Source organism: Brevibacterium sp. NPDC056726 (assembly GCF_042790515.1).
Classification (GTDB): domain Bacteria; phylum Actinomycetota; class Actinomycetes; order Actinomycetales; family Brevibacteriaceae; genus Brevibacterium; species Brevibacterium sanguinis.
In genome coordinates, this window is sequence record NZ_JBHTYZ010000006.1 from 63289 (window position 1) to 88406 (window position 25118).

Below are 25118 nucleotides of genomic sequence, written 5' to 3' on the forward strand. Positions count from 1 at the left end.
TCCGCCGGTCAGAGGCGACGTCGCACTCAGCTCTGGCGAGCCCGGCGGGTGTAGCGGACGATTCCCGCACCGATCGCGAGCATCAGTAGAGCGATGCCGAGGATGGTGAGCATGAGCTGACCATTGGCACCCGTGAACGGCAGTTCGCCACGGTCCTTCTGCTTGTTCGAGATCTTCACTAGAGTCGGAGTGGCTTCACCGTTGGCTTCAACATTGACCGAGGTCCACGGATCCTGAGGCAGGGTGTAGCCGGCAGGCGCCTTGGTCTCCTTTATCCAGTATTCCTTGGACTGGACATCGTTGCTGCCGACCCACAGGGTGATCGACGCACGACCGTTGTCGCCGGTGGTGATGGTTCCGACGGGGGTCGTGCCATCGCGCTCTTCGTAGATCTCGAAGACCGCACCAGCCAGGGTCGCCGACTCATCATTATCCGCATACTTGAGGATCTCGAGCGGACCCCAGTTCGTCGAGGGCTTGTTCGTCGTGACCGAGGAACCATTGGTGTTGACAACGGCCTCGTTCTCGATGACTCCGTTATCGCCGAGGGAATCGACGGTGGTGACGACCTTCATGACGACGTTGTCGCCAGCGTTGAGCTTCGCCAGACCTGATGCGTTCATCGAGATGTTCGCTGTCTGACCGTTACACGTGACTGTGTAATCCGCGGGGTCGAAGCCCTCGAGTGTGACGCTCTCGCAAGTCAGACGCGGGTCGAGCCTATCCGTGATCGTGAACGTCCGGTACGTGTCGTCAGCGGCCTTCGGCGGAACGGGGGCCGTGATCGTCCACGTCACCTGGCTGCCGATCACAAGAGCGTTCGGGCGCTCGACTTCCTTGGTCGGAGTCGTCTCGTTGATCTTGTTCTTCGGGTAGACGTGAACGTCGTAGAGCCACTTGCCGCCAGTCTGCGGCAAGGGCAGGGTGACGAGGAACGGCTGAGCCGGGGAAACGATGTTGTTGTCGCCCGGATCGGTCTCTTCCACAAGGTAGAGACCGTGAGGCAGGCCGGTTGTCACGGTGCCGTCAGCACCGGTGACAACCTGCTGCGGAGTTCCTTTGACGTAGCCGTTGCCGCCGTTGACCTGGTCGACTGTGGCGCCGTCGATGAGGTTCCAACCGGCATCGGTGTCGAGGTCGATCGGCTGACCGTTGCGCTCGGTGATGGGAGTGATGGTGAACTCAACGCCGGAGAGCGGGTTGCCCAGATTCGACGTATCACCGAGCTCGGTGCCGTCACCGCGGGGTCCCTGATCACCGTCGTACTTGTGGATCGTCAGGGAAGAGGGGGTGTTCGGGTTGATGTTTCCCGCACCCTGAGCCTGAGCCGGAGCGGAGATGCCGACGAGGCTCAGCGCAGCAGCTGCGGCAATGGCGGGGATCCACCGTACGCGCTTGAACAGAGACGCCTTCATGAGTGGTTGTTCCTTTCGGTGTGTTCGCAGATCGCGTGGTTGTTGTTTGGTGGTGCATGGGGGCTGAGGGGCGCCTCAGCCATGCACCGTGAAGGTGCTGGGATGAAGAGTCAGCTCCTTCCCTGTGACCGTCGGCGTTGGAGCCAGTACGCGCCCGCTGCGCAGCTCAGGACGAGAACCGCCCCGCCGATGATGTAGCCGAGGGTTCCGGTGCCACCTGTGAGGGGCAGCGTCGGAGATTCGGCTTGCTCGTTGACGAACGGCTCACCGAACTGGTGGTCGAGTCGTTCGCGAGTAATGGAGAACGTCTGTTCGGTCTCGTCGAGGACGTAGCCGGCAGGGGAACGCGTCTCAACGAGGGTGTAGTCGCCCCAAGCGAGTTCCTCGATGCGGAACTTGCCTGCAGCCGGGTTGCGGTCGCGTCCGGTGCACTGATCGACCGAGTTCGCGGCACAGTCCTGAATCGCGACTTCGGAGCCGCCGGGACCGCGCAGGGTCCATTCGGAGCCGTCGAGGAAATCTCCGCTGCCGTTGACCTTCTCCCACGCAACGGTTCCACCGGAGTCGTTGTTCGTCACGGTGCACGTCGCGTTCTGACCGGCTGCGATCGCCACGGTCTTCGTGGCGTCATTGTAGGTGCCCCCGGTGCAGCGGATGGACTCCTGGTCGTAGCCGGCCAGGGTGGTCTCCGAAATGGTGTACGAACCAGTGGGAACGAACTTCCGTTCTCCCGAGTTGTAGGTCAGGCGACTGCCGCTGCCCGGGCTCGCGAAGAGGTTCTGGTTCCAATCGGCAGAAGTGAGAGTGCCGCCGTTGTCGTTCTTCACATCCTTGACGATCGTCAGTGTCTGACATTCGACGGTGTTCGTTACCGTGTAGGAGTTCGCCGCTGCCGCCAGCGTCGTGCTGAAGTTGTCCGTCAGCGGCACCGTGCCGGTGATGCCCGTACCGCTAATTGTCTTCGACTTGAGAGCGCAGCCGGGGAACCTCGCCGCATCGATCGTCGTGGTTTCGCCGATCTTCACGGAGTCACCGAAACCGAAGCCAGTACGCGTCTGCCCGAAGGCAGGGTCACTGGCTGGCTGACCCGCGGGGTCGAGGAGCAGCTTCGCACTGATCCCCTCGGGCTGACTGCCGTTGGCATAGGTCTGGCCGTTGATGTTCCAGGACTTGTCGACCTTGACGGTGGCGTCCTTGATTCGGTTGACGTAATTGCATTGGACGTCATCGCCGGGCTGAACAATGGAACCGAGATTCTGCGCGTTCTCATTCGTGAGAGTCGTCGTCTGCGTACTTCCGTCAAGTCGCGTGATGCGACACGTACCACTGACGAAACGATAATTGCCTTGTTGCGTCTCCTAGATCGCAATGTTCGCACGCGACGCGGCCGAACCGAATGTCAGAGTCCACCTTGCGTTGCCGCTTGCATCAGTCGTCTGCGTGGTGCCCGTCGGTGCCTGAGTCACACTTCCCGTGGTCGCAATTGCGCGAGAGCCCACGGTCCACCCTTGAGCGTTCTGCTCGTTACCGCCCGATGCATTCTGGGTCTTCTTGTTGATCGTGACGTTGGCAGTCAGAGGCGTATTCGAGATGCGACAGACGATCTCGTTGCCGGTTGCCGGAATCGTGATCGTTCCTGACGTCCCCGTTCCGGACGCTCCACTGATCTCCCGACCGTCGGAAAAACACTGGTAGGTAGACGAATATCGACTCAAATCTGCTGAACCCGAACCGGTCTCTGAGAACCTGATCGTCGAATTGCGTGCAGCCGGAAGCGGTCCGACCCTCTCCGACTGGACGCCTCGCGCACTGCCAGTGGTCGTCGCCGTCCCGAGGTTGGTCGTGCCCTGGTCGAGACGAAGGTTGAACTGATCCCCTGAGTTGACGCGGTTCTTGACATCCTTCTCGAGCGTAATCGACGCTGGCGAAGAGCACGAAGCGAGATCAGTTGTGCCCGGCAACTGGGTGGTCAGTGTTCCAGCCGCAGTCCATGCCGGAGTGTCATATGTCGTGACGTTGTTTCCGGCCCCGACATACGCCTTACCATTCGCATCGAACGCAACCCCGTTGACCCCCGCGACAGTACTTAGTGACGCACTCGCCGAGGCAGCAAGAGACGTCCCGTTGGCAGCCGCGAGGGCGTCGTCCTTCACGCTGAAGATCTTGGTTTCCACGGTGGTCGCATTACGGTTCTCGTTCCGCAGAATGTAGAGATTTCCGGAGCTGTCGAAAGCAATGTCGCCGTTGGCTCCTGTTCCGGCGCCCGGAGTCGATACAGCCCCCAGATACGTGACGGCTCCATTGGTGGTGTTCAACCGCCAGAGCTTGAAGACCTGAGCATTCTGCTCGTACCCTCCGAAGAAGTAGTTGCCAGTTTTCAGGTCGACGGCGCCCGCCACAAGAGAGCCGGCGAAGTTTCCGGGGGAACTTGCCGCGTTGAAACTCTGCCCAAATGGTCGCCAAACATCGTTCGTCAGATCAAACTTCTGGAACGCTGCGACGGTGTTGCTCGTCCGGTCGAAAGCGTATATACCAGTTCCCCCGGAGCTGATACCCACCCCGTTGAGTTGAGTGAATGTCGTGCCCGATGAAGGTCCACCGACACGGGTCACGTTGCCGTTTGACGCAATATGGCTCAGTTCTCCGCCTCTATTGACCGAGTACACGTTACCCGGCGCGCAGGCGATCACGGCTTGAGCATCCACTCTGGGCATTTGCGTCGGCTCTGTACCGTCAGATCCAGGGTCGGTATCCACGGATTCCGACTTCGACGGTGTCGGCTCCTGCTCACCGAGGCCCGGCTCGGAGGACATGCCGCTGTCCTTAGGCTCTGAGTCCTCGGTCTTCGGCGCGCTGCTCGACGGTCCTGACCCCAGGCTCGAACCGGTGTTTGCTGCGTGCGCAGCAGTCGGCGCGGTGACCACTCCACCCATGACCGCGAGCGCGATGAGGACCGCGAGCATGGCAAGGATCACCCGAGCGGGAGCGGCCATGGTTCGGAGACGGCGAGATGCCACGGGGAATATGGGCTTGTTCGACGCCATATCGTTCCTAAATCGTGTTGCAAGCGGGGACAGAGAAGCCATGGGAGGGCTGAGCAGATTCACTGCAGAAACTCGGACTGTGTGAAGCTCACGCTTAGGTCAGGCCGATAGTTCAATAATTTACTATGCAGAAGGATGATTTCGGTAACGAAACGATAACTTTTGCAAGATTCCCTGTGATGTCGCTGTCCGGAATCTGCATCGAGCGGTAATGGCATAGGTCACGTCTTGACAACGGAATAGGCTCCCATCACCGTCTTCGTCGGGCGGTCTGCCGGTGCAGACCCCTGTCGAGCACGGCGTCGAACCAGCGTTGAAAGGACACTTGATGAAGGCCATCTACACAGCAGAAGCACTCGCCACGGGCGAAGGACGCGACGGGCACGGGCGCACGAGCGATGGCAAGCTCGACGTCGACCTCGCGGTTCCCACCGAGATGGGCGGTTCGAGCGCGGGCACGAACCCCGAACAGCTCTTCGCCGTCGGCTACGCCGCGTGCTTCCATTCGGCAATGCGGGTCGTCGCCCGCCGGGAAGGCGCGAACGTCGACGACTCCGCAGTGGGCGCGAAGGTGAGCATCGGCGACAACGGCGACGGCGGATTCCAGCTCGCCGTCGAACTCGAGATCACCCTCCCCCACCTCGACCCGGCCGAGGCTCAGTCGATCGCCGAGAAGGCCCACCAGGTGTGCCCGTACTCGAATGCGACGCGGAACAATATCGACGTGACACTCACCATCACCGACGACTGAACTCGCCGATTCCCCACCCTGAAGAGCGATCGGCCCGCGTGTCCTCACCGACGTGAGGACACGCGAGCCGATGTGTTGAACAGATCTCACATCGCGGTCAGCACTGAGTCGTCACCCGCGCACCATGCCCCTCACCCCCGCGCCACAGCCTCCACCGCTGCGGCCACCGCGGGGGCCACACGTTCGTCCATCGCGCCGGGGACCACATAGTCCGGGGCGAGGTCGTCGCCGACGAGGGCGGCGATCGCGCTCGCGGCCGCGAGCTTCATCTCCTCGGTGATGTAGGTGGCGTCGGCGTCGAGCGCACCGCGGAAGACACCGGGGAACGCGAGGACGTTGTTGATCTGGTTCGGGAAGTCGCTGCGGCCGGTGGCGACGACGGTCGCGTACTGGGCGGCGACGTCGGGGGCCACCTCGGGGTTGGGGTTCGAGAGCGCGAAGATGATCGCGTCATCGGCCATTCCCGCGAGCAGCCGCGGATCGACCGTGCCCGAGGACAGGCCGATGAACACATCGGCACCGTCGAGCGATGCCTCCATTCCCCCGCTCACACCGCGCGGATTCGAGTTCTCAGCGATCGCCTGCTTCGTCGGGGTGAGGTCCTCGCGTCCGGATTCGACGACGCCATTCGAGTCGAGGACGACGATGTCGGAGACACCCGCCTCGTGGAGGATCTTCGTCACCGCGACACCTGCCGCGCCGGAGCCGGAGATGACGACCTTGAGCTGCTCGATGTCCTTGCCGACGACCTTGGCCGCGTTCATCAGCGCCGCGAGGACGACGATGGCGGTGCCGTGCTGGTCATCGTGCATGACGGGGATGTCGAGGGCGGCCTTGACCCGGTCTTCGATCTCGAAGCAGCGGGGCGCGGAGATGTCCTCGAGGTTGATCGCCCCGAAGGTCGGTGAGATCCGCTCGATCGTCTGGACGATCTCGTCGACGTCGTTCGTGTCGATGACGATGGGGATCGCGTTGAGGCCGGCGAAGCGCTTGAACAGCGCGCACTTGCCCTCCATCACCGGCAGCGAGGAGGTCGCCCCGATGTCGCCGAGGCCGAGCACTGCCGAGCCGTCGGAGATGACGGCGACGAGGCGGCCGGTCCACGTCAGCTCCTTCGCCCGCTCCGGCTCCTCGGCGATCGCGGTGCAGACCTTGGCGACGCCGGGGGTGTAGGCGATCGAGAGGTCGCGCTGGGTCTGGAGCGGGCGGGAGAGCTCGACGTCGAGTTTGCCGCCGTGGTGTCCGGCGAAGATCTCATCGTCGGTGATGGCGGAGGCCGGGGTCCGTTCCTTCGTGCCGGCAGCGGAGTCGTCGGTCGGTGTCGTCATCGTTCTTCCTCGCGATCGGGTGAGCGGGCCACCGAGGTGGCCGTCGTCGTGGTCATCGAAGCGCGCTCCACATCGTCGGAGCTGCGGTGCGGTCGCCGGGAGGGTGGATGGTGACGGCTGCGCGCGGCGTCCCGTCCCGGGTGCGGGGCGTGGCCGACGCGGCGCACGACCATCCCCGCGAGTGGGCAGGATCGGTCATGCGTCGTGCCAGCATAACCCATGGCAGCGCCTATTCCTCCCTCGCCGAGGTGACCGTCAGGTGACGTTCGGAGTGACCGTCGCGCACGAGGTCGCGCAGGTAGGCGGCGAACCCGCCGTGGCAGCGGCCCTGGAGTCTCGCCGAGGTGATCACCCGACAGTCATCGGTCCGGTGGACGACCCTGCCCGCCGAGGTGACGGCGGCGACGAGGGCCTCATCCTCCCCCACGCTGTCGGGAGGGCAGCCCCCGACCGCGGCGAAGACGGAGCCGCGGATGCCGAGGTTCGCCCCGAAGACGTGGTCGTGGTCGTCGGCGAGCCGGTGGAGTGAGTACCACGCGGAGACGAGGTCGGCATTGCCCGGCTCGGAGCGGGGTGCGACGGTGCCGACGACGCAGTCGGCGCCGCGGCGGGCATGCGCGAGATGGGAGACCAGCCAGTTGGTCGGCACCCGGCTGTCGGCATCGGTGAAAGCGAGCCACAGATCGGCAGCGCCCGGGTCCCCGGATCCCTCGGCCGCCCACTCGAGGGCGAGCTGTCCGGCGGCATTGCGGGCCCGGCCGACGTTGCCGTAGGGCACGACGAGGGGGATGACCTCAGGCCGGTCGGCGGCGACGCGGTCGATGATGCTCAGGGTCGCGTCCGTGCAGTCATCGGCGACGGCGATGATGCGCACGGACAGGCCAGGGCTTGCACCGGCGTCGGCCGCGGCGAGGATCGAGCGCAGACAGCCTTCGATCTCCGCTGCCTCGTTGTGCGCGGGAACGATGACGACGACGTGCTCAGGCACCGTCATCAGGCGCGTTCCTTCGCCGCGATCGTCAGGACGTCGAGTCGGTACTCCGCGGCCGGGTGGTGGACGAGGGCGGCGTCGGGCCAGTACGCGAGGCACATCTCGTGGACGCTCTCAGCGTCGAGCGGCCAGTCGGTGATCTCGCCGCGCCAGTGGCAGAGGACGAGGGTGAAGTCCGCCGTCGTGCTGGACTCGATCCTTTTCATTGTGCGGCGCAGCTGTTCCCGGGAAAGGTAGTAGCCGGTCTCGGCGAGGACGACGCAGTCGAAGCGGCCGGCCGGCCAGTCGTCGGGGATCGTCATCCGCGTGAAGTCGAGGTTGGCGACGTCGGGGTAGAGTCCGCGTGCCGTCGCGAGCGCCCGGGCGCTCGCGTCGATCGCGGTAACGCGCTCGGCACGGTCGGCGAGCTCCCGGCTCAGCGCCCCGATCGAACTGCCGATCTCGAGGACGTGGGAGAACCGGCCGCCCGGCAGCGCCCGCAGCAGTGCCGCGCGCTTCGCGATCTCGTAGTCCGATGAGCGCAGCTCCCACGGATCGACCCGCTCGGTGTGGACGCGGTCGAAGACGGCCTCGGCCGTCCGCGCATCGTTCGCCACCGCCTCGGCGACCGCCTCGGCGGCCTCCGGCGGCTCCTGCTCCTCGCCGGCGAATCGGGTCACGGCGAACGTGTCTCCCCCACGGGCGAAGTGCGCGAGGACATCCGGCGGGAGGATCGCCTCGTCGCCGGGAGCGTCCGAGAGATCCTCCATCTGGGACGGATAGTGCGCCCACAGCGCCTCCCGGTCGAGGCCGTCCGGGTCGGGCAGGAAGCGCCACGACCGCCACGCGGCATCGTCGGGGTCGGCCCAATGCCAGTACCAGATCGGGAACTCGAGCACCGTCGCCGCCCGCAGCCGCCCGACCTCGCGGGCGACCTCGCCGACGGCGTCATGATCGCTGTGACCGTCCGCGTGGTGCGGGGCGACGATGGTGAGCGGACCGGGCAGGTCCGCGGTCGCGGTCATCACCTCGGCGAGGATCGTCTCCTGGTGGGCCGCCAGCGCCCCGTCGCCGAGGTCGAAGAGGGTGCTCGCCGCGGTCGGGTTGAGTTCGGAGAGCGCCGCATCGAACTCGTCGAGGCGGATCGTCCTGAGGTCGTCCGGGGTGTGCGTCGGGGACCCCGGGTGGGAGTTCTCCCCCGCCGTGAAGAGGAGGACGGTGACGTGGGCGTCGGTCTCGCCGAGGCGGCGCAGCAGTGCCGCACAGCCGATCGCCTCGTCATCGGGGTGGGCGAGGAGCACGACGACGGATCCGCCGCACTCCTGCAGGCGCGGAAGGTCACGGACCCCGGCTCGGATCCACGCGTCTTCCGAGGTGCCGGTCTCGAGGTGGGTGAACATCAGCCAGTGACGATCGCGTCGCCGAGCGCCGCCTCGTCGCGGGCCCCGTGATGCTGGCTGAGGTAGACGGTGAGGTCGGCATCGGCCTTCGCGAAGCTCCGATCGCCGGTCAGCGCTGCGGGACCGGCGAGTTCGCGGGCGAGCTGCGCGATCCGCTGGGACGCGCGATAGACGATGTTGCGCACGCGCAGGGCCAGCTCCCAGGCCTCGTCGCGGGTGTAGGCCTCGGAGCCGTCGGCGGCCTGGGCCGCCTGAGCGAGAGCCGAGCGGGCGGCGAAGATCTCCGCGTCGAGCTGTCCGAGCGTGAGGTTGCCCAGCGGTAAGGGCTGCGGGCGGGCGAAGTGGCGCTGTGCGGCACTGCGGGCCAGGCCCAGGGCACCGCCGAACCAGCACGCGGCGACCCGGATCCCGCCCCACGCGAACGACGGTCGGTCGAGATACCAGCCGGTGGGCCCGACGACGGTGGCCTGCGCGTAGTCGAAGGTCACCGCGCCGCTCGGGATCTCGCTGAGCCCGAGGCTCGGCCACGGCGCCGTCGACGGGTGCACGCCGGGATCGGTGAGGCTCACGGCGAAGGCCCGGGACATCTGCCCGTGGTAGGCGGTGACGATGGCGTGGGACAGCTGGGAGGCCAGGGAGCACCACGGCTTCTCCCCGATGAGATGGACCGTCCCCTCGTCGAGGTCGATGGCGCTGAGGACGGTGCCCGGCGCCTCGGCGGCGAAGACACCCCACGTCGTGCCGGGTTCAGGCGTGCCGGCGCCCGCCTCGGCGAGGATGCCGAGGGCGTCGACATGTGGTTCGAGCATGCGGGCCGCCGCGACGTCGATCGCCGCGGTCGCGGCGAGTGCGTCCCACTGCTCGAGCTGGGTCGAGGTCCCGCTCAGGCCCCAGAACTCCTGCAGCCCGGTGATCCGCTTGCGCACCGGCGCGCTGGTGTTCACGCAGCTGACGAGTGCGGTGCCGCGGTCGGAGGCGAGGTCCGGCTCCCACCACGGGGTGAGCGGATCGGCGATGAGAGTGAACGGTGAGGCGGTGGTGGAGGTGTGCATGAGGAGACCGTCCTTGGGAAGCAGGGGTCACAGGTTCGGGGTCGCCTCGCGCCCCGTCGGGGGTCGCGAGGGGTGGGTGACGGGTCGACTGCGGTGCCGCGCGGCGCGCGGAAGTGCGACGGCGGAAGGCAGTGCTGGTGCTTACGTGTCCTTGATCGCGCGGATGCGCTCGATGAGATCGTCGAGGCCGTCGTCGAATTCGCGGTCCGAGTGGTCGCCCTGCAGCCGCTTGAGCGTCGGGTACTCGGAGAGTCCCTCGTCCTCGTCGCTGTCGGCATCGGCATCCTCATCGACGGCCGAGGCGATGTCGATGCCCATCGCCGAGACCTCGAGGACGAGCTGGCCGAGGAGGAAGCTCGTGAACGCCTTGTAGGTGTCGACGACGCGGTCGTCGGAGAAGCCGTACTCGGTGAGCGCGGTGAGGAAGTAGTCGACCCAGCGCACGCTGCGCAGCGGCGGGCGCAGCCAGGGCGCTTCCGGCGGCTGCGTGATCATCAGGGGGAACATCCGCGGATGGCCGAGTGCGAGATCGCGCATCGCGGTGGCGACGAAGCGCAGGAATGCCTCCCAGGATTCGGGCTGCTCCTGCATGAGCTCTTCGTCGAAGAGGTCGTCGATGAGCTCGTCGACGGCGAGGGACACGAGCTGTTCGCGTCCGGAAACGTAGTTGTACAGTGCCATCGCCTCGACGTCGAGCGACATTCCCAACCTCCGCATAGAGAGCGATTGGACGCCGAATTCATCGATGTAGGCAATCGCTGCCTTGACAATGTCCTCTTGGCGCAAACGCTGGCGGGCCATGACTACTCCTGGAATCACTGATCAGAGGTGCGAGGGGCTGCCCCGTCCCTCCATCTGTCGCGAGGTCCTGCACTTCACGTGCGACCGCGCCCGACCCGTGACCGGCGGACGCGTTCTCGGCTCAGTTTAGTCCACAGAACGCGCCCTCCGGCAGGGCTGATCAAGCGATCATCACAGGTGACTGATTCAGTCCCGCGCCGCGCGCGAACGACCGGTGATCAGGCCCCAGATGACGAGGACGATGAGCGATCCGCCGATCGCGCACAGCCACGACGAGAGCGAGAAGAACGCGTCCATCTCGACTCCGAAGATCATCCCGCCGAGCCAGCCGCCCACGAGGGCGCCGAGGACGCCGAGGATGAGGGTGGCGATCCAGCCGCCGCCCTGACGACCCGGCAGGATCGCCTTGGCGATGGCGCCGGCGATGAGGCCGAGGATGAGGTATGCAATGAAACCCATGAGCTTATTTCCTTATGTTGTTGTCCAGCACGGTGCCGACCGTGCCCGATGCCCGCTTCCGGGGTATCGGCGCGATGCGTCGCGCGGGTGCGCGCGACGTGCCGCAGCACCCGGAGCGCAGAGGCGCAGGGACGGTCAGCGTCACCGCAATCAGGCGCTGAACCTGACCGCTTGCTTACACTGTAATCCATGTTCAGACCATTAACCAACAAACTCCATCTTACGCCGTAGAGGCGGGTGGAAACCGGGCGTCCACCAGCTGTTTTATTTCATACTTTTACAACGTAAAAATAGAGGCGTATTCTCGTCGCGACGAGCGCTGCGCCGCGCCCGGCGCGCGCGTTTCGAACAGACGAGGTCGTGGGTAGGCATGAACACACATCCCTATGTCGTGGTGGCCAACAGGCTGCCGTGCGAACGCGCCGCCGATGCCTGGCGGGCATCGCCCGGCGGTGTGGTCACAGCACTGACGCCGGTCACCGAGCACAGTCTCGGCGCGTGGGTCGGCTGGGCCGGCGGGGAGACCGCCGAAGAGCCGCGCACGCACCACGGAATGCCGCTCATCCCCGTGGCGCTGGGCTCAGCGGAGATCGACGCCTACTATGAGGGGTTCGCGAACGCGACGCTCTGGCCGCTCTACCACGCCAATGTCTCGACCCCGCAGTTCCGCCGGTCGTGGTGGGAGGCCTATGTCGCGGTCAACCGCCGCTTCGCCGAGGTGACCGCTGAGGTCTGCGCGCCCGGTGCCACGGTCTGGATCCACGACTACCACCTCCAGCTCGTTCCCCGGCTGCTGCGGGAGCTGCGTCCCGATGTGCGCATCGGATTCTTCTCCCACATTCCGTTCCCGTCCGTCGATCTCTTCGCCCAGCTGCCGTGGCGCACGGAGATCCTCCGCGGCATCCTCGGCGCCGATGTCATCGGCTTCCAGCGTCGGCGGGACGTGCGGAACTTCGAGGCCGCCTGCGCGGCCCTCCTCGGCCCCGCATCGACCGCCTCGGCGACGGTCGTCGACGCCTACCCCGTCTCCGTCGACGTCGGCCACATCCGGGACATCGCCGGCAGCGGGCAAGCGCAGGCGGAGGCCACGCGCATCCGGGCCGACCTCGGGGAACCTGCGACCCTCCTGCTCGGGATCGACCGGCTCGATCACACGAAGGGCATCCTCGAACGCCTGCTCGCCCTCGAGGAGCTCTTCGACAACGGCACGCTCGATCCGCGGACGACGCGGATGGTCCAGGTGGCGGTGCCCTCGCGGGAGAGGATCCCGGCGTACCGGCAGCTGCGTGAGGACATCGAGCGCACCGTGGGGCGGATCAACGGGAAGTTCGCGGGGCTCGCCGGGACGACGATCCACTACCTCCACCGCGACTACGCGTTCGAGTCGGTCATCGCGTGGTACATCGCCGCCGACGTCCTCCTGGCGACGTCGATGCGCGACGGCATGAACCTCGTCGCGAAGGAGTACGTCACCGCGCGGGCCGGCCGGGGTGGGGCGCTCGTGCTCTCGGAGTTCGCCGGGGCCGCCGACGAGCTCACCGATGCCCTCATCGTCAACCCCCATGACCGGGAGGCGATGGTCCAGGCGATCGCCGAGGCGGTGGCGATGGATCCCGCTGCGGCGCGTGCCCGCATCGACGCGATGGCCGAAGTCGTCGCCGACCATGACGTCTATGCGTGGGCGAACCGGTTCACCGGCGACCTCGCCGAGGTGGCGGCGGAGGATCCGGCGGACGCTGCGGCTGCTTCGACCCCGACCCCGAGCGCCGCATCTCCCGCGCCCGCAGCGGCACCGGCCCAGTGGATGATCTGAACGTCGGCCCCTGCGCCGGTGCTCCGGGTCGAGACAGTCAGACCCAGAGCGCTGATGGTCACGCCCAGCGGTATTCGTACTCCGGCCGGCCCGGGGTGCCGTGGCGGGGCTGCTTGATCGCCTGCTTCGTCGTCACGAGGTGTTCGAGGTAGCGGCGCACCGTGACCCGGGAGAGGTCGAGGCGCGTGCCGACCTCGGTCGCCGAGACGGGTGAGTCGGCCGTGCGCACCGCGGTCGAGACCGCTTCGAGGGTCTCCTCGATGAGGCCCTTCGGCAGCCGGCCGCGGGGCACCGAGCGCAGGGCGCTCAGCGCATTGTCGACGGCCTCCTGCGTCGCGAGCGCCCCCTCCCCCGTCAGTCCCTGCCGGAAGGCCCGCTGGTTCTCGAGCTTGTCCCGGAACGCCGCGAACGCGAACGGCTTGATGAGGTACTGCGTGATCCCCGTCGAGATCGCCGCGCGGATGACCTGGAGGTGCCGCACCGCGGTGATCGCGATGATGTCGGTGCCGACGTTGCGGCTGTTCATCCGCTTCGCGACGTCGAGACCGTGGGCGTCGACGAGGTTCATGTCGAGGAGGACGATGTCGACGGGCTGACCGGCGGCGACGAACTCGTCGTAGCGGGCGAGCGCCTCGACGCCGCCGAGTGCGATCCCGGCCACGGCGAACCCCGGCACCCGGCGCACGAAGTCCGCGTGCGCCTCGGCGGTGAGGGGGTCGTCCTCGACGATGAGCACGGTGAGCTCCCGCTCCTCAGACCTCTCGACCATCGCGTCCTCCCCTGTCATCGTCGGCGGCTGCGTCGTCCGCCGCAACATCGCCGGCAGCCGCCGCGCCACCGTCTTCTTCGTCCACAGCCTGCCCGCCACCAGCCGCTGCGTCGTCCGTCGCCGCCGTCAGCGGCAGGGTGACCGTGATGATCGCCCCCGCGTCGGAGTCGACGGTGAGCTCCCCGCCGAGGCGGCCCACCGCCTGCCTGACGAGCGCGAGTCCGAATCCCCGACCGCCCGCGTCCGGTGGGGCCTCCTTGTCTGTGGCCCCGAGCCGGAAGAGCGCGTCGACCTCGGCGGTGGCGATGCCCGGACCGGTGTCGGCGATCGTGATGATGAGCTCGCCGCCGGCCCCGGTGGCGACGAAGTCGGCCCACACGTGCCGCTCGGCCGAGTCCGCGGCGGCGTCGAGGGCATTGTCGACGAGGTTCCCGGCGATCGTCACGAGGTCGCGGGCATCGAGGCTGCCCGGCGGCAGTTCGCCGGCGGCGGTGACGGTGAACTCGATGCCGCGCTCATGGGCCTGCGCGGCCTTGCCGATCATCAGCGCGGTGATGAACGGTTCGTCGAGGGAGTCGACGAACGTGTCCGTCAGCCGCTGGGATTCCTGCTCGTCGCGGACGGCGAACTCGAGCGCCTCGTCGAGGCGGCCGAGCTCGATGAGGGTGGAGACCGTGTGGAGCCGGTTGGCGTGCTCGTGGGTCTGCGCCCGCAGAGCGTCGGAGAGGGTGCGCAGGGTCTCGAGCTCCCCGGCGAGCTCCGAGAAGTCCGTGCGGTCGCGCAGGGTGACGACGGTGCCGCCGGTCGCCTCGGGGTCGCGGTCATCGGGTTGGGTCGCGGGCTTCTGGCTGATGACGAGGACACGGTCAGCGGTGAGGTGGGTCTCGTCGACGGCGACCCGACCGGATTCGACAAGGGCACGGACAGAGGCCGGGAGGGCCACCTCGGCGAGGGGAACCGGCTGCCGCTCATCGGGCGCGGGCAGGTCGAGGAGGCTTGCCGCCTCATCGTTGTAGAGGACGAGGTGGCCCGAATCGTCGATGAGGATGAGCCCCTCGCGCAGGGAGTGGAGGGCGGAGTCGTAGAACGCGAAGAGGCGCTTGAGCTGTTCGGGACCGTAGCCGAGGGTGACCCGGCGCAGGTAGCGGGCGAGGATCCACGACCCGAGCCCTCCGAGGGCGATCGCGACGGCCGCGACGATGATGATCTGGGGCACGGCCGCGGCCTGGGCGACGGAGATCGCCGTGAGCGTGACGCCGACGGCGACCATCGCGGTGACCTCGCCGGAGTCGTCGACGATCGGGACGATCGCCCGGATCGAGGGGCCGAGCGTGCCGACGTACTCTTCGGTCTGACTCTGCCCGCTCAGGGCGGTGTCGATCGTGCCGAGGTAGTCCTTGCCGAGCTCGCTGGGGTCGGGATGGGTGTAGCGGGTGCGGTCGCGGTCCATGATCGTCACGAAGTCGACGTCGGCGGTGCTCACAACGGTCTCCGCATACGGCTGGAGGGCCGCGGAGGGATCGGGGCCGGCGACCGCCTCGGTGACGTAGGGGTCGTGGGCGAGCGTTTCGGCGATGCTGAGCACCCGGTCACCGGCGGCGTCACGGGCCGCACTGCGCGTCGAGGCGTAGCTCGTGATGCTCAGCACCGCGCAGACGATGACGATGAGGACGAGCTGGGAGACGAAGAGCCGACGGGCCAGCGGCAGGTGCCGGGGGCCGCGGCGACCGGCGCGCAGTCCTGCTCGCATCGCACTCCTCCTCTCTCCATGAACACTATGAACGCAACCGTGACTCAGATAACGAATCTTGCCACTCTTGGTGCACTGACCACCCATCCGGTGCACGGTCGCCGGGGACACGCACCACGACTCGACCATCATCACCGAGTCCACCACTCAATGAGGAGGGAAGGCAATGCCGCCTGAGAACACCACACCGACCGGGGCCCACCACGGAGCGGCAGGGACCGCTCCCGCCGGCGCCACCGCCCACGAGACCACCGGGCAGGCCCCTGCGAAGAAGAAGGACCGCACCCACTGGCTCTACATCATGGTCATCACCGCCGTGTTCGCCGGTGCCGCGATCGGCCTCATCACCCCCGAGGTGGGCATCGCGCTCAAACCGCTGGGCACCGCGTTCGTCGCGCTCATCAAGATGATCATCGCCCCGATCATCTTCTGCACGATCGTCCTCGGCGTCGGATCGGTCGCGAAGGCCGCGACGGTCGGCAAGGTCGGCGGTCTCGCGATGATCTACTTCCTCTGCATGGCGACCTTCGCCCTCATCATCGGGCTCGTCGTCGGCAACCTCATCCACCCCGGTGACGGCCTGCAGCTGCGGCCCTACGAGGATGCCGCGGGCGGGGAGTCGAATGCCACCGTCGCGTTCCTCCTCAGCCTCATCCCCGGGGACATCCCCGTCCTGCCGACCCTCGTCCTCGCGCTCCTCGTCGGGTTCGCGCTCCAGTCGATGGGCAAGGCCGGCGAGCCGGTCATCACCGGCATCCGCCACATCCAGGCCGTCGTCTTCAAGATCATGATGATGATCATGTGGGTCGCCCCGATCGGCGCGTTCGGTGCGATCGCCGCGGTCGTCGGTGCCACCGGGTGGGCCGCGATCGGGTCGATGGCCGTGCTCATGGGCGCCTTCTACCTCACGTGTGCGCTCTTCATCGTCATCGTCCTCGGCGGGCTGCTCAAGATCGTCACCGGCCTCAACATCTTCAAGCTCATGAAGTACCTGGCCCGGGAGTACCTGCTCATCTTCTCGACCTCGTCGTCGGAGTCCGCGCTGCCGCGTCTGCTCGCGAAGATGGAGCACGCGGGAGTGTCGAAGCCGGTCGTCGGCATCACCGTGCCCACCGGGTACTCGTTCAACCTCGACGGCACCGCGATCTACCTGACGATGGCCGCGCTCTTCGTCTCCACCGCGATGGGCATGCCGATGGACCTCGGCCAGCAGATCTCCCTGCTCGTGTTCATGATCATCGCCTCGAAGGGCGCCGCCGGTGTCACCGGCGCGGGACTTGCGACGCTGGCCGCCGGCCTCCAGGCGCACCGGCCCGAGCTGCTCGACGGCATGGGCGTCATCGTCGGCATCGACAAGTTCATGTCCGAGGCCCGGGCCCTGACGAACTTCACCGGCAACGCGGTGGCGACCCTGCTCATCGGCAAGTGGACGAAGGAGATCGACCTCGACCAGGCCCGGGCGGCGCTCAACGGCGCGAGCCCGTTCGATGAGCTCAGCCTCGACCCGGAGAACCACGGTCACCCGGTGGCGGGCGACGCGGGTGACGCGGGTGCCGATTCCGGCTCGGGTGCCGGTTCCGTTGCCCGCGCGGGTTCTGCGGCTGATTCCTCGGCGGGTGCGGGTGCGGGTTCCCCTGCGGCCCCCGGCGCCGAGGCGACAGACCGGACCGCGGCCATGTCGCGGCCGTGATGGGCTGCTGTTCGGCGTGAGACCGAACAGCCGATGAACTCTCGGGGCGGGTGCAGCGCGAGCACCCGCCCCGAGTCTCTTCTCCTCCGGATTAGCGGACTCTTCGGGGTGTGGGGAGATGGAGCCGGACGACCATTGGCGATAGAGTTTGAGAAGACCCTGTGAACCTCTCACCTGCAGTGCCGCGGGTGCTGACGTCGATGGCCGCGGTGCCCTCCGGCGCGGGGTGAGGCAGGCGAATCGGCGGACGCGACAGAGGAAGAGGCAGCGCAATGGTCAAGCTCAAGACGGTGGCGTCGGCGCTCGGGTCGCTCGGCGGACTCAACAGGGCTCGCAGCGAGTTCGACGACGCCGCCCGCAAGTACACCGACGACCGCGCGTTCCCGCCAGCCGACATCCGCCCGGTCGCCTCGGAGGCGCAGACGATCGCCGTGCGGATCACGACCGATGATGCGACCACGAGCCAGGGCGACACGTTCGCGATCATCCATGTCGCCGCCGCCGGTGACATCGCGGCGATCCTCGTCCTCAACCCCGCCGTCCAGGTCGAATCGGGGCTGACGCTGGCCGCTCTCGTCGACGAGGGCGGGTGGCCGGTGTTCGTCGCGATCGCCGAGGAGGTGCTCGGCATCCGCATCGACCACATCATCGAGCTCACGGCGACGGCGCTGGCCGGGGTCATCGATGAGCTCGGGTCCGTCGCGGTCTACAGCCGGTCGGCGTTCAGTGCCGGGGACGCGACGTTCACCGAGGGCACGAACACCCTCGGCGGCGCCTCGGCGATGTCGTTCGCCGCCGCCGAGGCGGTCGACGATGCCGGTCAGACGCGCACCCGGAATCAGCGCGCCCTGCTGCGGGCGCTCGTTCAGGCGCTGCGGCAGGGTGGCCTGGTCAAGGATCCGGCGAAGCTGACGACGGTGCTCGGGACGGTGTCTGCCGGGGTGCTCACCGATGCGGGGCTGACGACGGTCGAACTCGGCAAGGTGGCGAATGCGATCCGGCAGATCCCCCAGGATGATGTCGTCACGGTGACCGTGCCGTCGAAGTCGGAGCGCCTCGACGATGGGACCGTGCAGGTGACCTTCGACGCCGAGGCGGTTCCGGCCCTGCGTCAGGCCCTGGCGGGAACGGACCTCAAGGAGTTCCTCCACTACCTCGCGTCACTGGGGTACTGAGCGGCGCGGATTGCCCCGATCGCGCCCACTGTGGACGCGGTTCACCCATTCGCGCCCGCTCCGGCCGCGGTCAGTCCTTCGTCATGATGAAGACGGTGGCCGAGCTCGCCGCGAGGTCGATCCGCAGGTCGTTGTCGGGACCCTCCCCCGCTGCGGCCGTGCCATCGCTGGCATTGGAAGTCGGGGTGGGGCCGCTGAAGGGAACGTCATCGGGCAGCGGGCTGGATGGGATGACCGAGGTGGCGCTCTTCGCGTCGTTCGATGGTCCGTAGATCTGTGAGGCCTTGTCGACGGAGTATCCGTCGGGAATCTCGAGCGTGACGGGGTTGGCGCTGATGGCGGCGGCGTCGTTGGCGTTGATGATCGTCGTCACGAGGGTCCGGCTGTCGTCCTTGGTCACGGTGTAGGCGCTCATGTCGTCGCCGCCGTCGACGGATGTCGTCGTGAAAGTGCCGCCGATGCTGGGGACGAGGAGGCGGAGCGCGGCGAACTGGGGTCGGCCTTCGAAGGTGTTCGAGGTCTGACCGAGGTCGGCAGGGTCGCAGACGAGTGACATCGGTGCCCCGCCGTTGCAGGCTCCGAGCATCGAGTGCATCGCCATGCGTTCGACGCCGAGCGATGCGGCGTAGAGGGTGTAGTCGGCGGCCCAGAGGGAGACGGCGTTGGTCAGCGAGGTGTCGTTGGTGCCGGCGCAGCTCGTCGGGCCGGTCTCCTCCATCCAGAGGGGCAGTCCTGCGGCGTCGGCTTTGGCGAGTCCGATCTCGATGTTGTCCTTCGCGGCCTGTTTGGCGAGCGGATCGACGAGGTTCTCTGCGTAGGGCCCGCGGCCGGGGATCTGGGTCGAGTCGCATTCGTAGAGCTGGTACCAGTGTTGGGAGAGCGCGGTCTTGTTGCTCACGTCGGAGTTGAGGAAGGCGTCCATCCAGGCGCCGTCGTAGGCGTCGGGGCCGATGATGGGGGCATCGGGCCGCTGGGCGTGGATGGCGTCGGCATAGGCTTCGAGCTGAGTGACGTATTCGGCGCGGTTCCAGTCGTCCCCGCGGACCGCGCCGTTGGGGACGTCCTTGACGGTGTATCCGTTCGGTTCGTTGCCGATGGCGAGACCGACCAGGGAATCGCCGAGGATGTCGATCGCATTGACGGCCATGTCGGCTCCGCGTTCCGGGTCGTAGGTGCCGAGCGGAATGCCGATGGTGGCCGTTGAGCCGGTGCGGTCGAGGAGTTTCTTGAGACGGCGGAGGTCGTCGGGGGTGACGGCGACCTGTTCGGCCTTGGGCGGCCGCTCCCCCGTCGAGGTCCAGAACGTTCGACGATCGAGGCCATTGCCGCCGAAGCGCAGTGCCGGCGATCCGATCGAGTTGAGCAGATCGTCGAGGTTCGAGGTATCGGGGTCCAGCCGCGGATCGGCGAGGTCCGTCGCCTCAAACGAGATGCCGAGGTTTTCAGCTCCAAACTTATGTTCGGCACTCCCGCCCATTTCGATGACGATTCTTGAGTTCGAGCCGACGACCTCGCCGGAATACACTGGAGTGAATTTCAGGGGACTACGCTCCTGAAGCCTAGTTGGATCGGAACTGTCATCTAAACGGATTGCGCAACCGGCACTAGTCGCAAAAACACAGGCAGCTACAATTACGCCATATATGCGATTCATGAGTACACTACGATCTGTGCCGTTCTGGAGTTCCTGCGGGATGAAGTTGCTGACAACACCAGAACTAGGAATGCTTTGCCAACGGAGAGACAGTGAAGTCTCTGACCGAATTCATCAACTCGCGCCCAATTCGTGCCGAAATTTCGCGATTGACCTCGAAGACAGGTTCGCTGCTTTCGATTCTGGACGGCGTCGATATCGCAACGCTTCGGGCGAGCGCTAAGGCAATGTCAGGAAAGTCCTCATCGTCACGGGATACGCCGAGTATCGCGTGCTGAGCGGGCAATGCTCCACCGCGGGTCAGGCTCGCCTGAACAGCCGTCGCCGGCACGTCGCTGGTGTCGATCTTCTTGCGCACGCTAATCGCAGCAAGAGTGCCTGCTGCCTCACCGATGGCTACGACGGTCGGATGCAAGCGAACAGCCCCGCTGGCGATCCTTGACACCGAGATATTCTTCTCGGCCAAGAGTAGATTTGGATAATCAGCGTGGATGAGAGTGCCCATTGGTATCGCAAATGGTCCTTCGCGCCACGTTGCAGGCTTGTCAGAGAGACTCTCATTTAGATCCGGTTCCAAATCCGACTCTTCACGTCCTCCATGGAGGTCGGGCGGATAGGTGCCGACTGCGATCGCATCGCTGTTCCATCGCGCCGTTCCCCGGTTGGACATCCGGAAAATATCTTTCGCAGTGAGCGTGGTGAGGCCGATACCTCGGAGCGACTCACGAATATACGGTTTCGGGGGAAAATGGCAAAGTACAGCGTCAAAAGCTCGCAGATCCGGGAATCTGCGTGGCCGCCGCACTGCGGCGAACCCTTCGTCTGTTGCCACACTCCAAGGCTGACCGCATTCCTTCTGAAGGAAATGAATGAGCGCCAATGTTTTCTCCGCCGCCTGCTGATCCTCAAAATCACGTCGCGAAGGATTGATGAGATATGAGGCAGTAATGGCGTGGTCGTTTCTGAAATTGAGCGCCGTGCGCGTCACTTTCTCCCATTCGGAGCCCATATAGGGGTAGGCGCCGTCGGTTAAATCCGGAGTAGCCCGATATCCCGCGAAACCACGCGGGTGGTCACGGCTGCCGTTAGGGTCCGAGGGGTAGCTACGGGCGAAAAGCCTCCGATGAAGTCTGTAGTTGGGCGGTTCGTCAACGAGAAGCTCGCTGGGCACTCCACCTTCGTAATACTGTAGGCACGCAACCTGAGTGATGTCTTGAATACCACATCGTTCAGGATCGGAACCGACGTAGTTCTCGCCATCAAACTTCAACCGACCAGCACGATGTCGGACACGCAATGTGCTCAACAAGCTACCGTCCTCAGTCGCGTCAATAGCGATCTGACCGGTGATGATGCCTCGCGAAGTTGCCAGAGAAACTCGCCCAGCTTGGATCGTACCACTGAGCACAGCCGTTCTGCGCAAAACCGACACATTGGACTGTTTTGCCATTCTCGAGAGGACGAGATCTGTGACCACAGGATTGGCCGCCAACGAGTCATTACGGTATCGACACGTATTCGGATTCAGTCCCCGTGAGCGATACTCCGCTCTGAGTTCGGATACCAATTCTCCCCACAGACCGTATCCATTGATCAATCGTTCGAATCCGAAGGTGAGATCGAATGCGCAGACGCCAGACGTTGTCGCTTGACCACCCAACATGTGAGATTCCTCAACGACGAGAACCCGAACGCCGCGTCTTGATGCAGCGATCCCCGCAGCGAGGCCCGACAATCCACCCCCGACTATGAGCACCGCGCACTCACGATTTTGCGTCGCGGCACCATAGTCCCATGCGGTTACCTGCTTCTCCGAAGCATGAATTCTCGCTCCGGGATCCGGGTTCCAATGTTCCGCACCGGTCGAATTCATTTAGTCACCAGAACTTCCACCAGGGTCGCTGAGGAGCAACGACCGCGCTCTCGTTTACGTCTTCGCCCGAAGTCGGTTTCTCGATGTGCGAGGAAGCGACTCTTGCGTCATTTACCACAACAGCATCGATTTCTTTTTGCGGGCCCGTCAACGTGCTGTCCACATCGTTCTGCGAATTGTCGGATTCGAAAGTACGTACATTCGCCAACGGCCTGTCGACATTCGCAAACGGGCTTGATGCGCCCCAAAGAAGATCTCCAGTTGGCTCCCACCGCAGTGCCCTGGCGGCTTCAATCGTCAGAGCAGTGGCCTTCCCCCAGTTCCAGTCCTCGCAGTTTCGCATCGCTTTCAGCCTTATGGTGATCTCGACCGTAGGCTCATTGGCACCGGCGTCTACAGTGGGCCTCCTCGCCGCGATCCACACAGAGTTCCGTGGCTGCCAATCAGTGACATCTTGGGCGAACAATAACGTACCGTTGACGAGAACTTCATAGGCAATCCTGCCCGCAAATCGACGTTTTTCCGCGTATTTTTGTTTGATCCAAAGTTCAATACGCAATCCTGGATTGTCACCGAACGGTACTGAATACCTCCACTCGGCGGAGTCTCCCGCAACAGGTGCTCGAACGTCCATGAAGAAGGTCGACCCCGTGTGACCAACCCGATGAGACACCGGAACTTCTCTGCTCGAGTCCAGTGAATTCCGCCCAGACACCTCGGCCTTGGTTAACGCCAGACCCTCCTCTTGCGGCCAGGCACTTCGTGGTTTAGCCGCATTGGACGCGCGTGAAGGTTCGTGAACCATTGAGCTCGAGTCCGGTACCCTCACCGGTGCCGACGCGAGATCACGGCAGAGAGCATCGAGACTGGCAATCGCATCGTCTTCGGCACGGCGCACTCGCTCGCTTACCCTGGCAGTTTGTGCAGGATGATCGATTCCCTGATTGACGATTCGTGTAAGAGTTTCAGCCTGAACTGGCATAGGAACAACGGCGGCTTCTCGACCAAGCTGTTCAAAGTGTCCAACCAATTTGGGGTCGTATGCAATTCCTACCGGATTCTTCCCCAGCCTGTGAGCGAAGAGGTTTAGATGCAGCCGCATAGACACGATAGCGCTGGCATCGCGAAGGACTTCAAGGAATTTCTCGTAGGGAACGTCCTGCGGAAGTATCGAGAACGGCACCGGTGAGTGCTCTGCCCATTGCGCCATAGTTGTTTCGTCGATGGGTTGCATCGGTACGCCCACCACTCGCCAATTGCGAGCAGCGGCGGCCCCGAAGACGACAGACCGAATGGTCTCGAGCGAATCAGCGTCATCGCGAAACGGTCTGACGTTTACGACGATGTAGCGATCGTGCTGTTCAGACCGAGGAGTACTGGTTGTTTCCGCCTCAGGTAAAGGGAGTGAATAAGCCACATCAGGGGAGATACTCGGGGGATTCGGCCAGTCCGTAGCGACCTCGTTCAATAAGTCGAGGGATCCCTGATCTCGAACGGTAGTGGAATCCGCCAAACTTCCGGTGAGTCGGATCGCCGCTTTCGCCGCTGGGTCGGCAAGAGGTCCAACCCCCATGCCATGGATGTGGAATCTTCCGCCGTGCGCTTTCACCATGAGCGGAAGTTGCGCAAGATGAGCGGGTGACAAAGTTGCTCCAGTGAAGATTCCGGCCACTCCGCCAGCCGCCTGGATAGTGTAATCGTGCCAAAGACCCCCGGGACCGAGGATCAGCCCAGTTGCTTCGGAGGCGTAGTGTTCCGACACCCAGAGGTCAGTCCGTTTGAACGCTTGGATGCCCTGCTCGCGTTCGACGACTTGCTGGTTGACCGCTGCAGCGACGATTTTCGCGTCAGGAACTGCTGCCGTGATTCGATTTGCAAGCGCGTCGAGGAGGATATCGTCCCCTCTGTTGCGGGCACCGAAGTATCCGCTGATGATGATATTGCGCGGTCGGTCGCGCGTCCCTTCGAGCATTTTAGTGAATCGTTGCGCCGATCGAGTTTCGATTAGGCTAGATTTCCCAGACAAAGATGTTTCGATCTCTTCGAAAAGTGATAACCAACGCTGTTCGTAGAGGTGTTCAGTCACAAGCCTTTTGAAACCACGACGACGTATCTGCTCCATCCGATCAGGATCGGCGATCAAACTTACCAAAGTGTCACCGAGGTCCTCTGCACCCGTATATCCAATGATCTCGTCACCGTAGGAAAACAGGTCGGCCATCTCGTCGAAACGCGTGGTAGCGAGGATCGCACCGGCGCCGATGGTCTCGAACACACCACACTTGACGTTCGTGAATCCGGCTCTCGTCGCGGGGAAGTTGACATGGACTGAGCCTGCTTTCGCGGCCTGAAGCAACTTGTCACCCGACACTGACTCAGAGTTCGGTAAGGGCCATCCAGAACCATAGGTTCGGACAGCGACCCTCTCGGCAAGAGGCACCATCACTTCGTGTCGATCCGGTCGTCCCTCGGCATGCCCGATACAGATGGCATCTGCTCGTAGCTCTGGTGCAGGCGCAACGTCGCGCAGGACAAAGCTTCGATCGATGCCGAATGGCATAAGTACAGTATTAGTGTGGCCCTCCCTCCGATACCGTTCGAGCGAAAGCTTTGCGTTTGTAGTATGTACGTCGTAATTTCCGACGTAATCGATCACCGAATCTTGAACATCAGGATCGGACAGCGTCAATCCTATAGTTAAAACATCGCGGTCACGAAAATACTCGGCCGCATCCGAATCGAGCACAATTCCGCCGGCACAAAAAACAATCACCTGCGGCGCGAACACCTCGAAGATACGTTCGACAGCATGAGGGCGGAAGAATACTGGCCCGTAGCCACCTTTCGCCCCACTCGACTTGTCAAGGAAGTTCTTGTGCACGGCGGTGTCAAACTTGAAGACGGTATGACCAACGTTCACTAGGCCACGATGCAGTGACGCAACGATTCCCGTCGGGCCTTGGAAGAAGTTTCCGACGAAGACAATGCGGTACTTCCGCGGTGCTTCGAAGACGGCTGTCCGTCACTCTTCCCTCTGCTCGTCGACGCTGGGAAGATCGAAAGATTCAGAGGTCACCGTAGAGACCTTTCAACAGACTTGGATGGTGGAGGGGGGTAGGTTGAGTTGTCGAGCTTGTGCATCTCAAAGCTTTTGAACCTTCCATACGAACAGTT

At 64.7% G+C, this 25118-nt stretch carries 18 protein-coding genes; 4 read left to right on the plus strand and 14 right to left on the minus strand.

Annotation, left to right across the window (positions count from 1 at the left end; all coding sequences use genetic code 11):
• Positions 1 to 26 precede the first annotated feature (26 nt).
• The 3 genes from ACFQ91_RS13400 to ACFQ91_RS13410 all read right to left on the minus strand — a co-directional run bounded on the left by ACFQ91_RS13400 (position 27) and on the right by ACFQ91_RS13410 (position 4408).
• Entirely contained in the window at positions 27 to 1415 is a 1389-nt protein-coding gene (locus ACFQ91_RS13400; protein ID WP_198500451.1) for a SpaH/EbpB family LPXTG-anchored major pilin, read from the minus strand.
• 110 nt (positions 1416 to 1525) lie between these two features.
• On the minus strand, positions 1526 to 2440 hold the full coding sequence (locus tag ACFQ91_RS13405) for a SpaA isopeptide-forming pilin-related protein (RefSeq protein ID WP_376870166.1): 915 nt from the start codon (positions 2438 to 2440) through the stop codon (positions 1526 to 1528).
• Between the two features lie 333 nt (positions 2441 to 2773).
• On the minus strand, positions 2774 to 4408 hold the full coding sequence (locus ACFQ91_RS13410; RefSeq protein WP_376870167.1) for a hypothetical protein: 1635 nt from the start codon (positions 4406 to 4408) through the stop codon (positions 2774 to 2776).
• 379 nt (positions 4409 to 4787) lie between these two features.
• Here ACFQ91_RS13410 and ACFQ91_RS13415 point away from each other — a divergent pair, with 379 nt between their 5' ends.
• On the plus strand, positions 4788 to 5210 hold the full coding sequence (locus ACFQ91_RS13415; protein WP_198500449.1) for an organic hydroperoxide resistance protein: 423 nt from the start codon (positions 4788 to 4790) through the stop codon (positions 5208 to 5210).
• Between the two features lie 131 nt (positions 5211 to 5341).
• Here ACFQ91_RS13415 and ACFQ91_RS13420 read toward each other — a convergent pair whose 3' ends face one another.
• From ACFQ91_RS13420 to ACFQ91_RS13445, 6 genes are all read right to left on the minus strand, one after another.
• On the minus strand, positions 5342 to 6538 hold the full coding sequence (locus tag ACFQ91_RS13420; RefSeq protein ID WP_198500448.1) for an NADP-dependent malic enzyme: 1197 nt from the start codon (positions 6536 to 6538) through the stop codon (positions 5342 to 5344).
• A 229-nt stretch (positions 6539 to 6767) separates the two neighbouring features.
• The gene (locus ACFQ91_RS13425) at positions 6768 to 7532 is read right to left on the minus strand and encodes a glycosyltransferase family 2 protein (protein ID WP_232623824.1); all 765 of its coding nucleotides are present in this window, start codon (positions 7530 to 7532) and stop codon (positions 6768 to 6770) included.
• On the minus strand, positions 7532 to 8908 hold the full coding sequence (locus tag ACFQ91_RS13430) for a PIG-L family deacetylase (RefSeq protein WP_376870168.1): 1377 nt from the start codon (positions 8906 to 8908) through the stop codon (positions 7532 to 7534). Before ACFQ91_RS13430 ends, ACFQ91_RS13425 begins: the two co-directional genes overlap by 1 nt.
• Positions 8908 to 9960 carry a hypothetical protein gene (locus ACFQ91_RS13435; protein WP_137824773.1) on the minus strand — a complete coding sequence of 351 codons (1053 nt, stop codon included), beginning with the start codon at positions 9958 to 9960 and terminating at the stop codon, positions 8908 to 8910. Before ACFQ91_RS13435 ends, ACFQ91_RS13430 begins: the two co-directional genes overlap by 1 nt.
• A gap of 141 nt (positions 9961 to 10101) precedes the next feature.
• Positions 10102 to 10662, minus strand: coding sequence for a TetR-like C-terminal domain-containing protein (locus ACFQ91_RS13440; protein WP_376870169.1), 561 nt, complete (start codon positions 10660 to 10662; stop codon positions 10102 to 10104).
• A 285-nt stretch (positions 10663 to 10947) separates the two neighbouring features.
• Positions 10948 to 11220, minus strand: coding sequence for a GlsB/YeaQ/YmgE family stress response membrane protein (locus ACFQ91_RS13445; RefSeq protein ID WP_137824771.1), 273 nt, complete (start codon positions 11218 to 11220; stop codon positions 10948 to 10950).
• Positions 11221 to 11590: 370 nt separating this feature from the next.
• On the opposite strand from ACFQ91_RS13445, the gene ACFQ91_RS13450 reads away from it, so the two are divergent.
• A complete protein-coding gene (locus ACFQ91_RS13450; protein WP_376870170.1) occupies positions 11591 to 13033 on the plus strand; it encodes a trehalose-6-phosphate synthase in 1443 nt (480 codons plus the stop codon).
• Between the two features lie 58 nt (positions 13034 to 13091).
• On the opposite strand, the gene ACFQ91_RS13455 is transcribed toward ACFQ91_RS13450, so the two are convergent.
• Positions 13092 to 13802, minus strand: coding sequence for a response regulator (locus tag ACFQ91_RS13455; RefSeq protein WP_137824769.1), 711 nt, complete (start codon positions 13800 to 13802; stop codon positions 13092 to 13094).
• Positions 13786 to 15552, minus strand: a complete 1767-nt coding sequence (locus tag ACFQ91_RS13460) for an ATP-binding protein (protein WP_376870171.1) — start codon at positions 15550 to 15552, stop codon at positions 13786 to 13788. Before ACFQ91_RS13460 ends, ACFQ91_RS13455 begins: the two co-directional genes overlap by 17 nt.
• A 166-nt stretch (positions 15553 to 15718) precedes the next feature.
• On the opposite strand from ACFQ91_RS13460, the gene ACFQ91_RS13465 reads away from it, so the two are divergent.
• Together ACFQ91_RS13465 and ACFQ91_RS13470 are read left to right on the plus strand one after the other, a co-directional pair.
• The gene (locus ACFQ91_RS13465; protein WP_376870172.1) at positions 15719 to 17242 is read left to right on the plus strand and encodes a cation:dicarboxylate symporter family transporter; all 1524 of its coding nucleotides are present in this window, start codon (positions 15719 to 15721) and stop codon (positions 17240 to 17242) included.
• A gap of 272 nt (positions 17243 to 17514) precedes the next feature.
• A complete protein-coding gene (locus tag ACFQ91_RS13470; protein ID WP_137824767.1) occupies positions 17515 to 18417 on the plus strand; it encodes an LCP family protein in 903 nt (300 codons plus the stop codon).
• A 70-nt stretch (positions 18418 to 18487) separates the two neighbouring features.
• Here ACFQ91_RS13470 and ACFQ91_RS13475 read toward each other — a convergent pair whose 3' ends face one another.
• The 3 genes from ACFQ91_RS13475 to ACFQ91_RS13485 form a co-directional block, all read right to left on the minus strand.
• The gene (locus ACFQ91_RS13475) at positions 18488 to 19942 is read right to left on the minus strand and encodes a hypothetical protein (protein ID WP_249356667.1); all 1455 of its coding nucleotides are present in this window, start codon (positions 19940 to 19942) and stop codon (positions 18488 to 18490) included.
• A 193-nt stretch (positions 19943 to 20135) separates the two neighbouring features.
• Positions 20136 to 21944: an FAD-dependent oxidoreductase gene (locus ACFQ91_RS13480; protein ID WP_137824766.1), complete on the minus strand. Its 1809-nt coding sequence runs from the start codon at positions 21942 to 21944 to the stop codon at positions 20136 to 20138.
• Between the two features lie 4 nt (positions 21945 to 21948).
• Complete coding sequence (locus tag ACFQ91_RS13485) at positions 21949 to 24825, minus strand: polysaccharide pyruvyl transferase family protein (RefSeq protein ID WP_376870173.1); 2877 nt, start codon at positions 24823 to 24825, stop codon at positions 21949 to 21951.
• Positions 24826 to 25118 lie beyond the last annotated feature (293 nt).

Coding starts and splice junctions, on each gene's coding strand:
- ACFQ91_RS13455 (WP_137824769.1), bottom strand. CDS start 13,802: ATGGTCGAGAGGTCTGAGGAGCGGGAGCTCACCGTGCTCATCGTCGAG.
- ACFQ91_RS13415 (WP_198500449.1), top strand. CDS start 4,788: ATGAAGGCCATCTACACAGCAGAAGCACTCGCCACGGGCGAAGGACGC.
- ACFQ91_RS13460 (WP_376870171.1), bottom strand. CDS start 15,552: ATGCGAGCAGGACTGCGCGCCGGTCGCCGCGGCCCCCGGCACCTGCCG.
- ACFQ91_RS13450 (WP_376870170.1), top strand. CDS start 11,591: ATGAACACACATCCCTATGTCGTGGTGGCCAACAGGCTGCCGTGCGAA.
- ACFQ91_RS13435 (WP_137824773.1), bottom strand. CDS start 9,960: ATGCACACCTCCACCACCGCCTCACCGTTCACTCTCATCGCCGATCCG.
- ACFQ91_RS13440 (WP_376870169.1), bottom strand. CDS start 10,662: ATGTCGCTCGACGTCGAGGCGATGGCACTGTACAACTACGTTTCCGGA.
- ACFQ91_RS13410 (WP_376870167.1), bottom strand. CDS start 4,408: ATGGCCGCTCCCGCTCGGGTGATCCTTGCCATGCTCGCGGTCCTCATC.
- ACFQ91_RS13470 (WP_137824767.1), top strand. CDS start 17,515: ATGGTCAAGCTCAAGACGGTGGCGTCGGCGCTCGGGTCGCTCGGCGGA.
- ACFQ91_RS13425 (WP_232623824.1), bottom strand. CDS start 7,532: ATGACGGTGCCTGAGCACGTCGTCGTCATCGTTCCCGCGCACAACGAG.
- ACFQ91_RS13480 (WP_137824766.1), bottom strand. CDS start 21,944: ATGAATTCGACCGGTGCGGAACATTGGAACCCGGATCCCGGAGCGAGA.
- ACFQ91_RS13430 (WP_376870168.1), bottom strand. CDS start 8,908: ATGTTCACCCACCTCGAGACCGGCACCTCGGAAGACGCGTGGATCCGA.
- ACFQ91_RS13400 (WP_198500451.1), bottom strand. CDS start 1,415: ATGAAGGCGTCTCTGTTCAAGCGCGTACGGTGGATCCCCGCCATTGCC.
- ACFQ91_RS13420 (WP_198500448.1), bottom strand. CDS start 6,538: ATGACGACACCGACCGACGACTCCGCTGCCGGCACGAAGGAACGGACC.
- ACFQ91_RS13465 (WP_376870172.1), top strand. CDS start 15,719: ATGCCGCCTGAGAACACCACACCGACCGGGGCCCACCACGGAGCGGCA.
- ACFQ91_RS13445 (WP_137824771.1), bottom strand. CDS start 11,220: ATGGGTTTCATTGCATACCTCATCCTCGGCCTCATCGCCGGCGCCATC.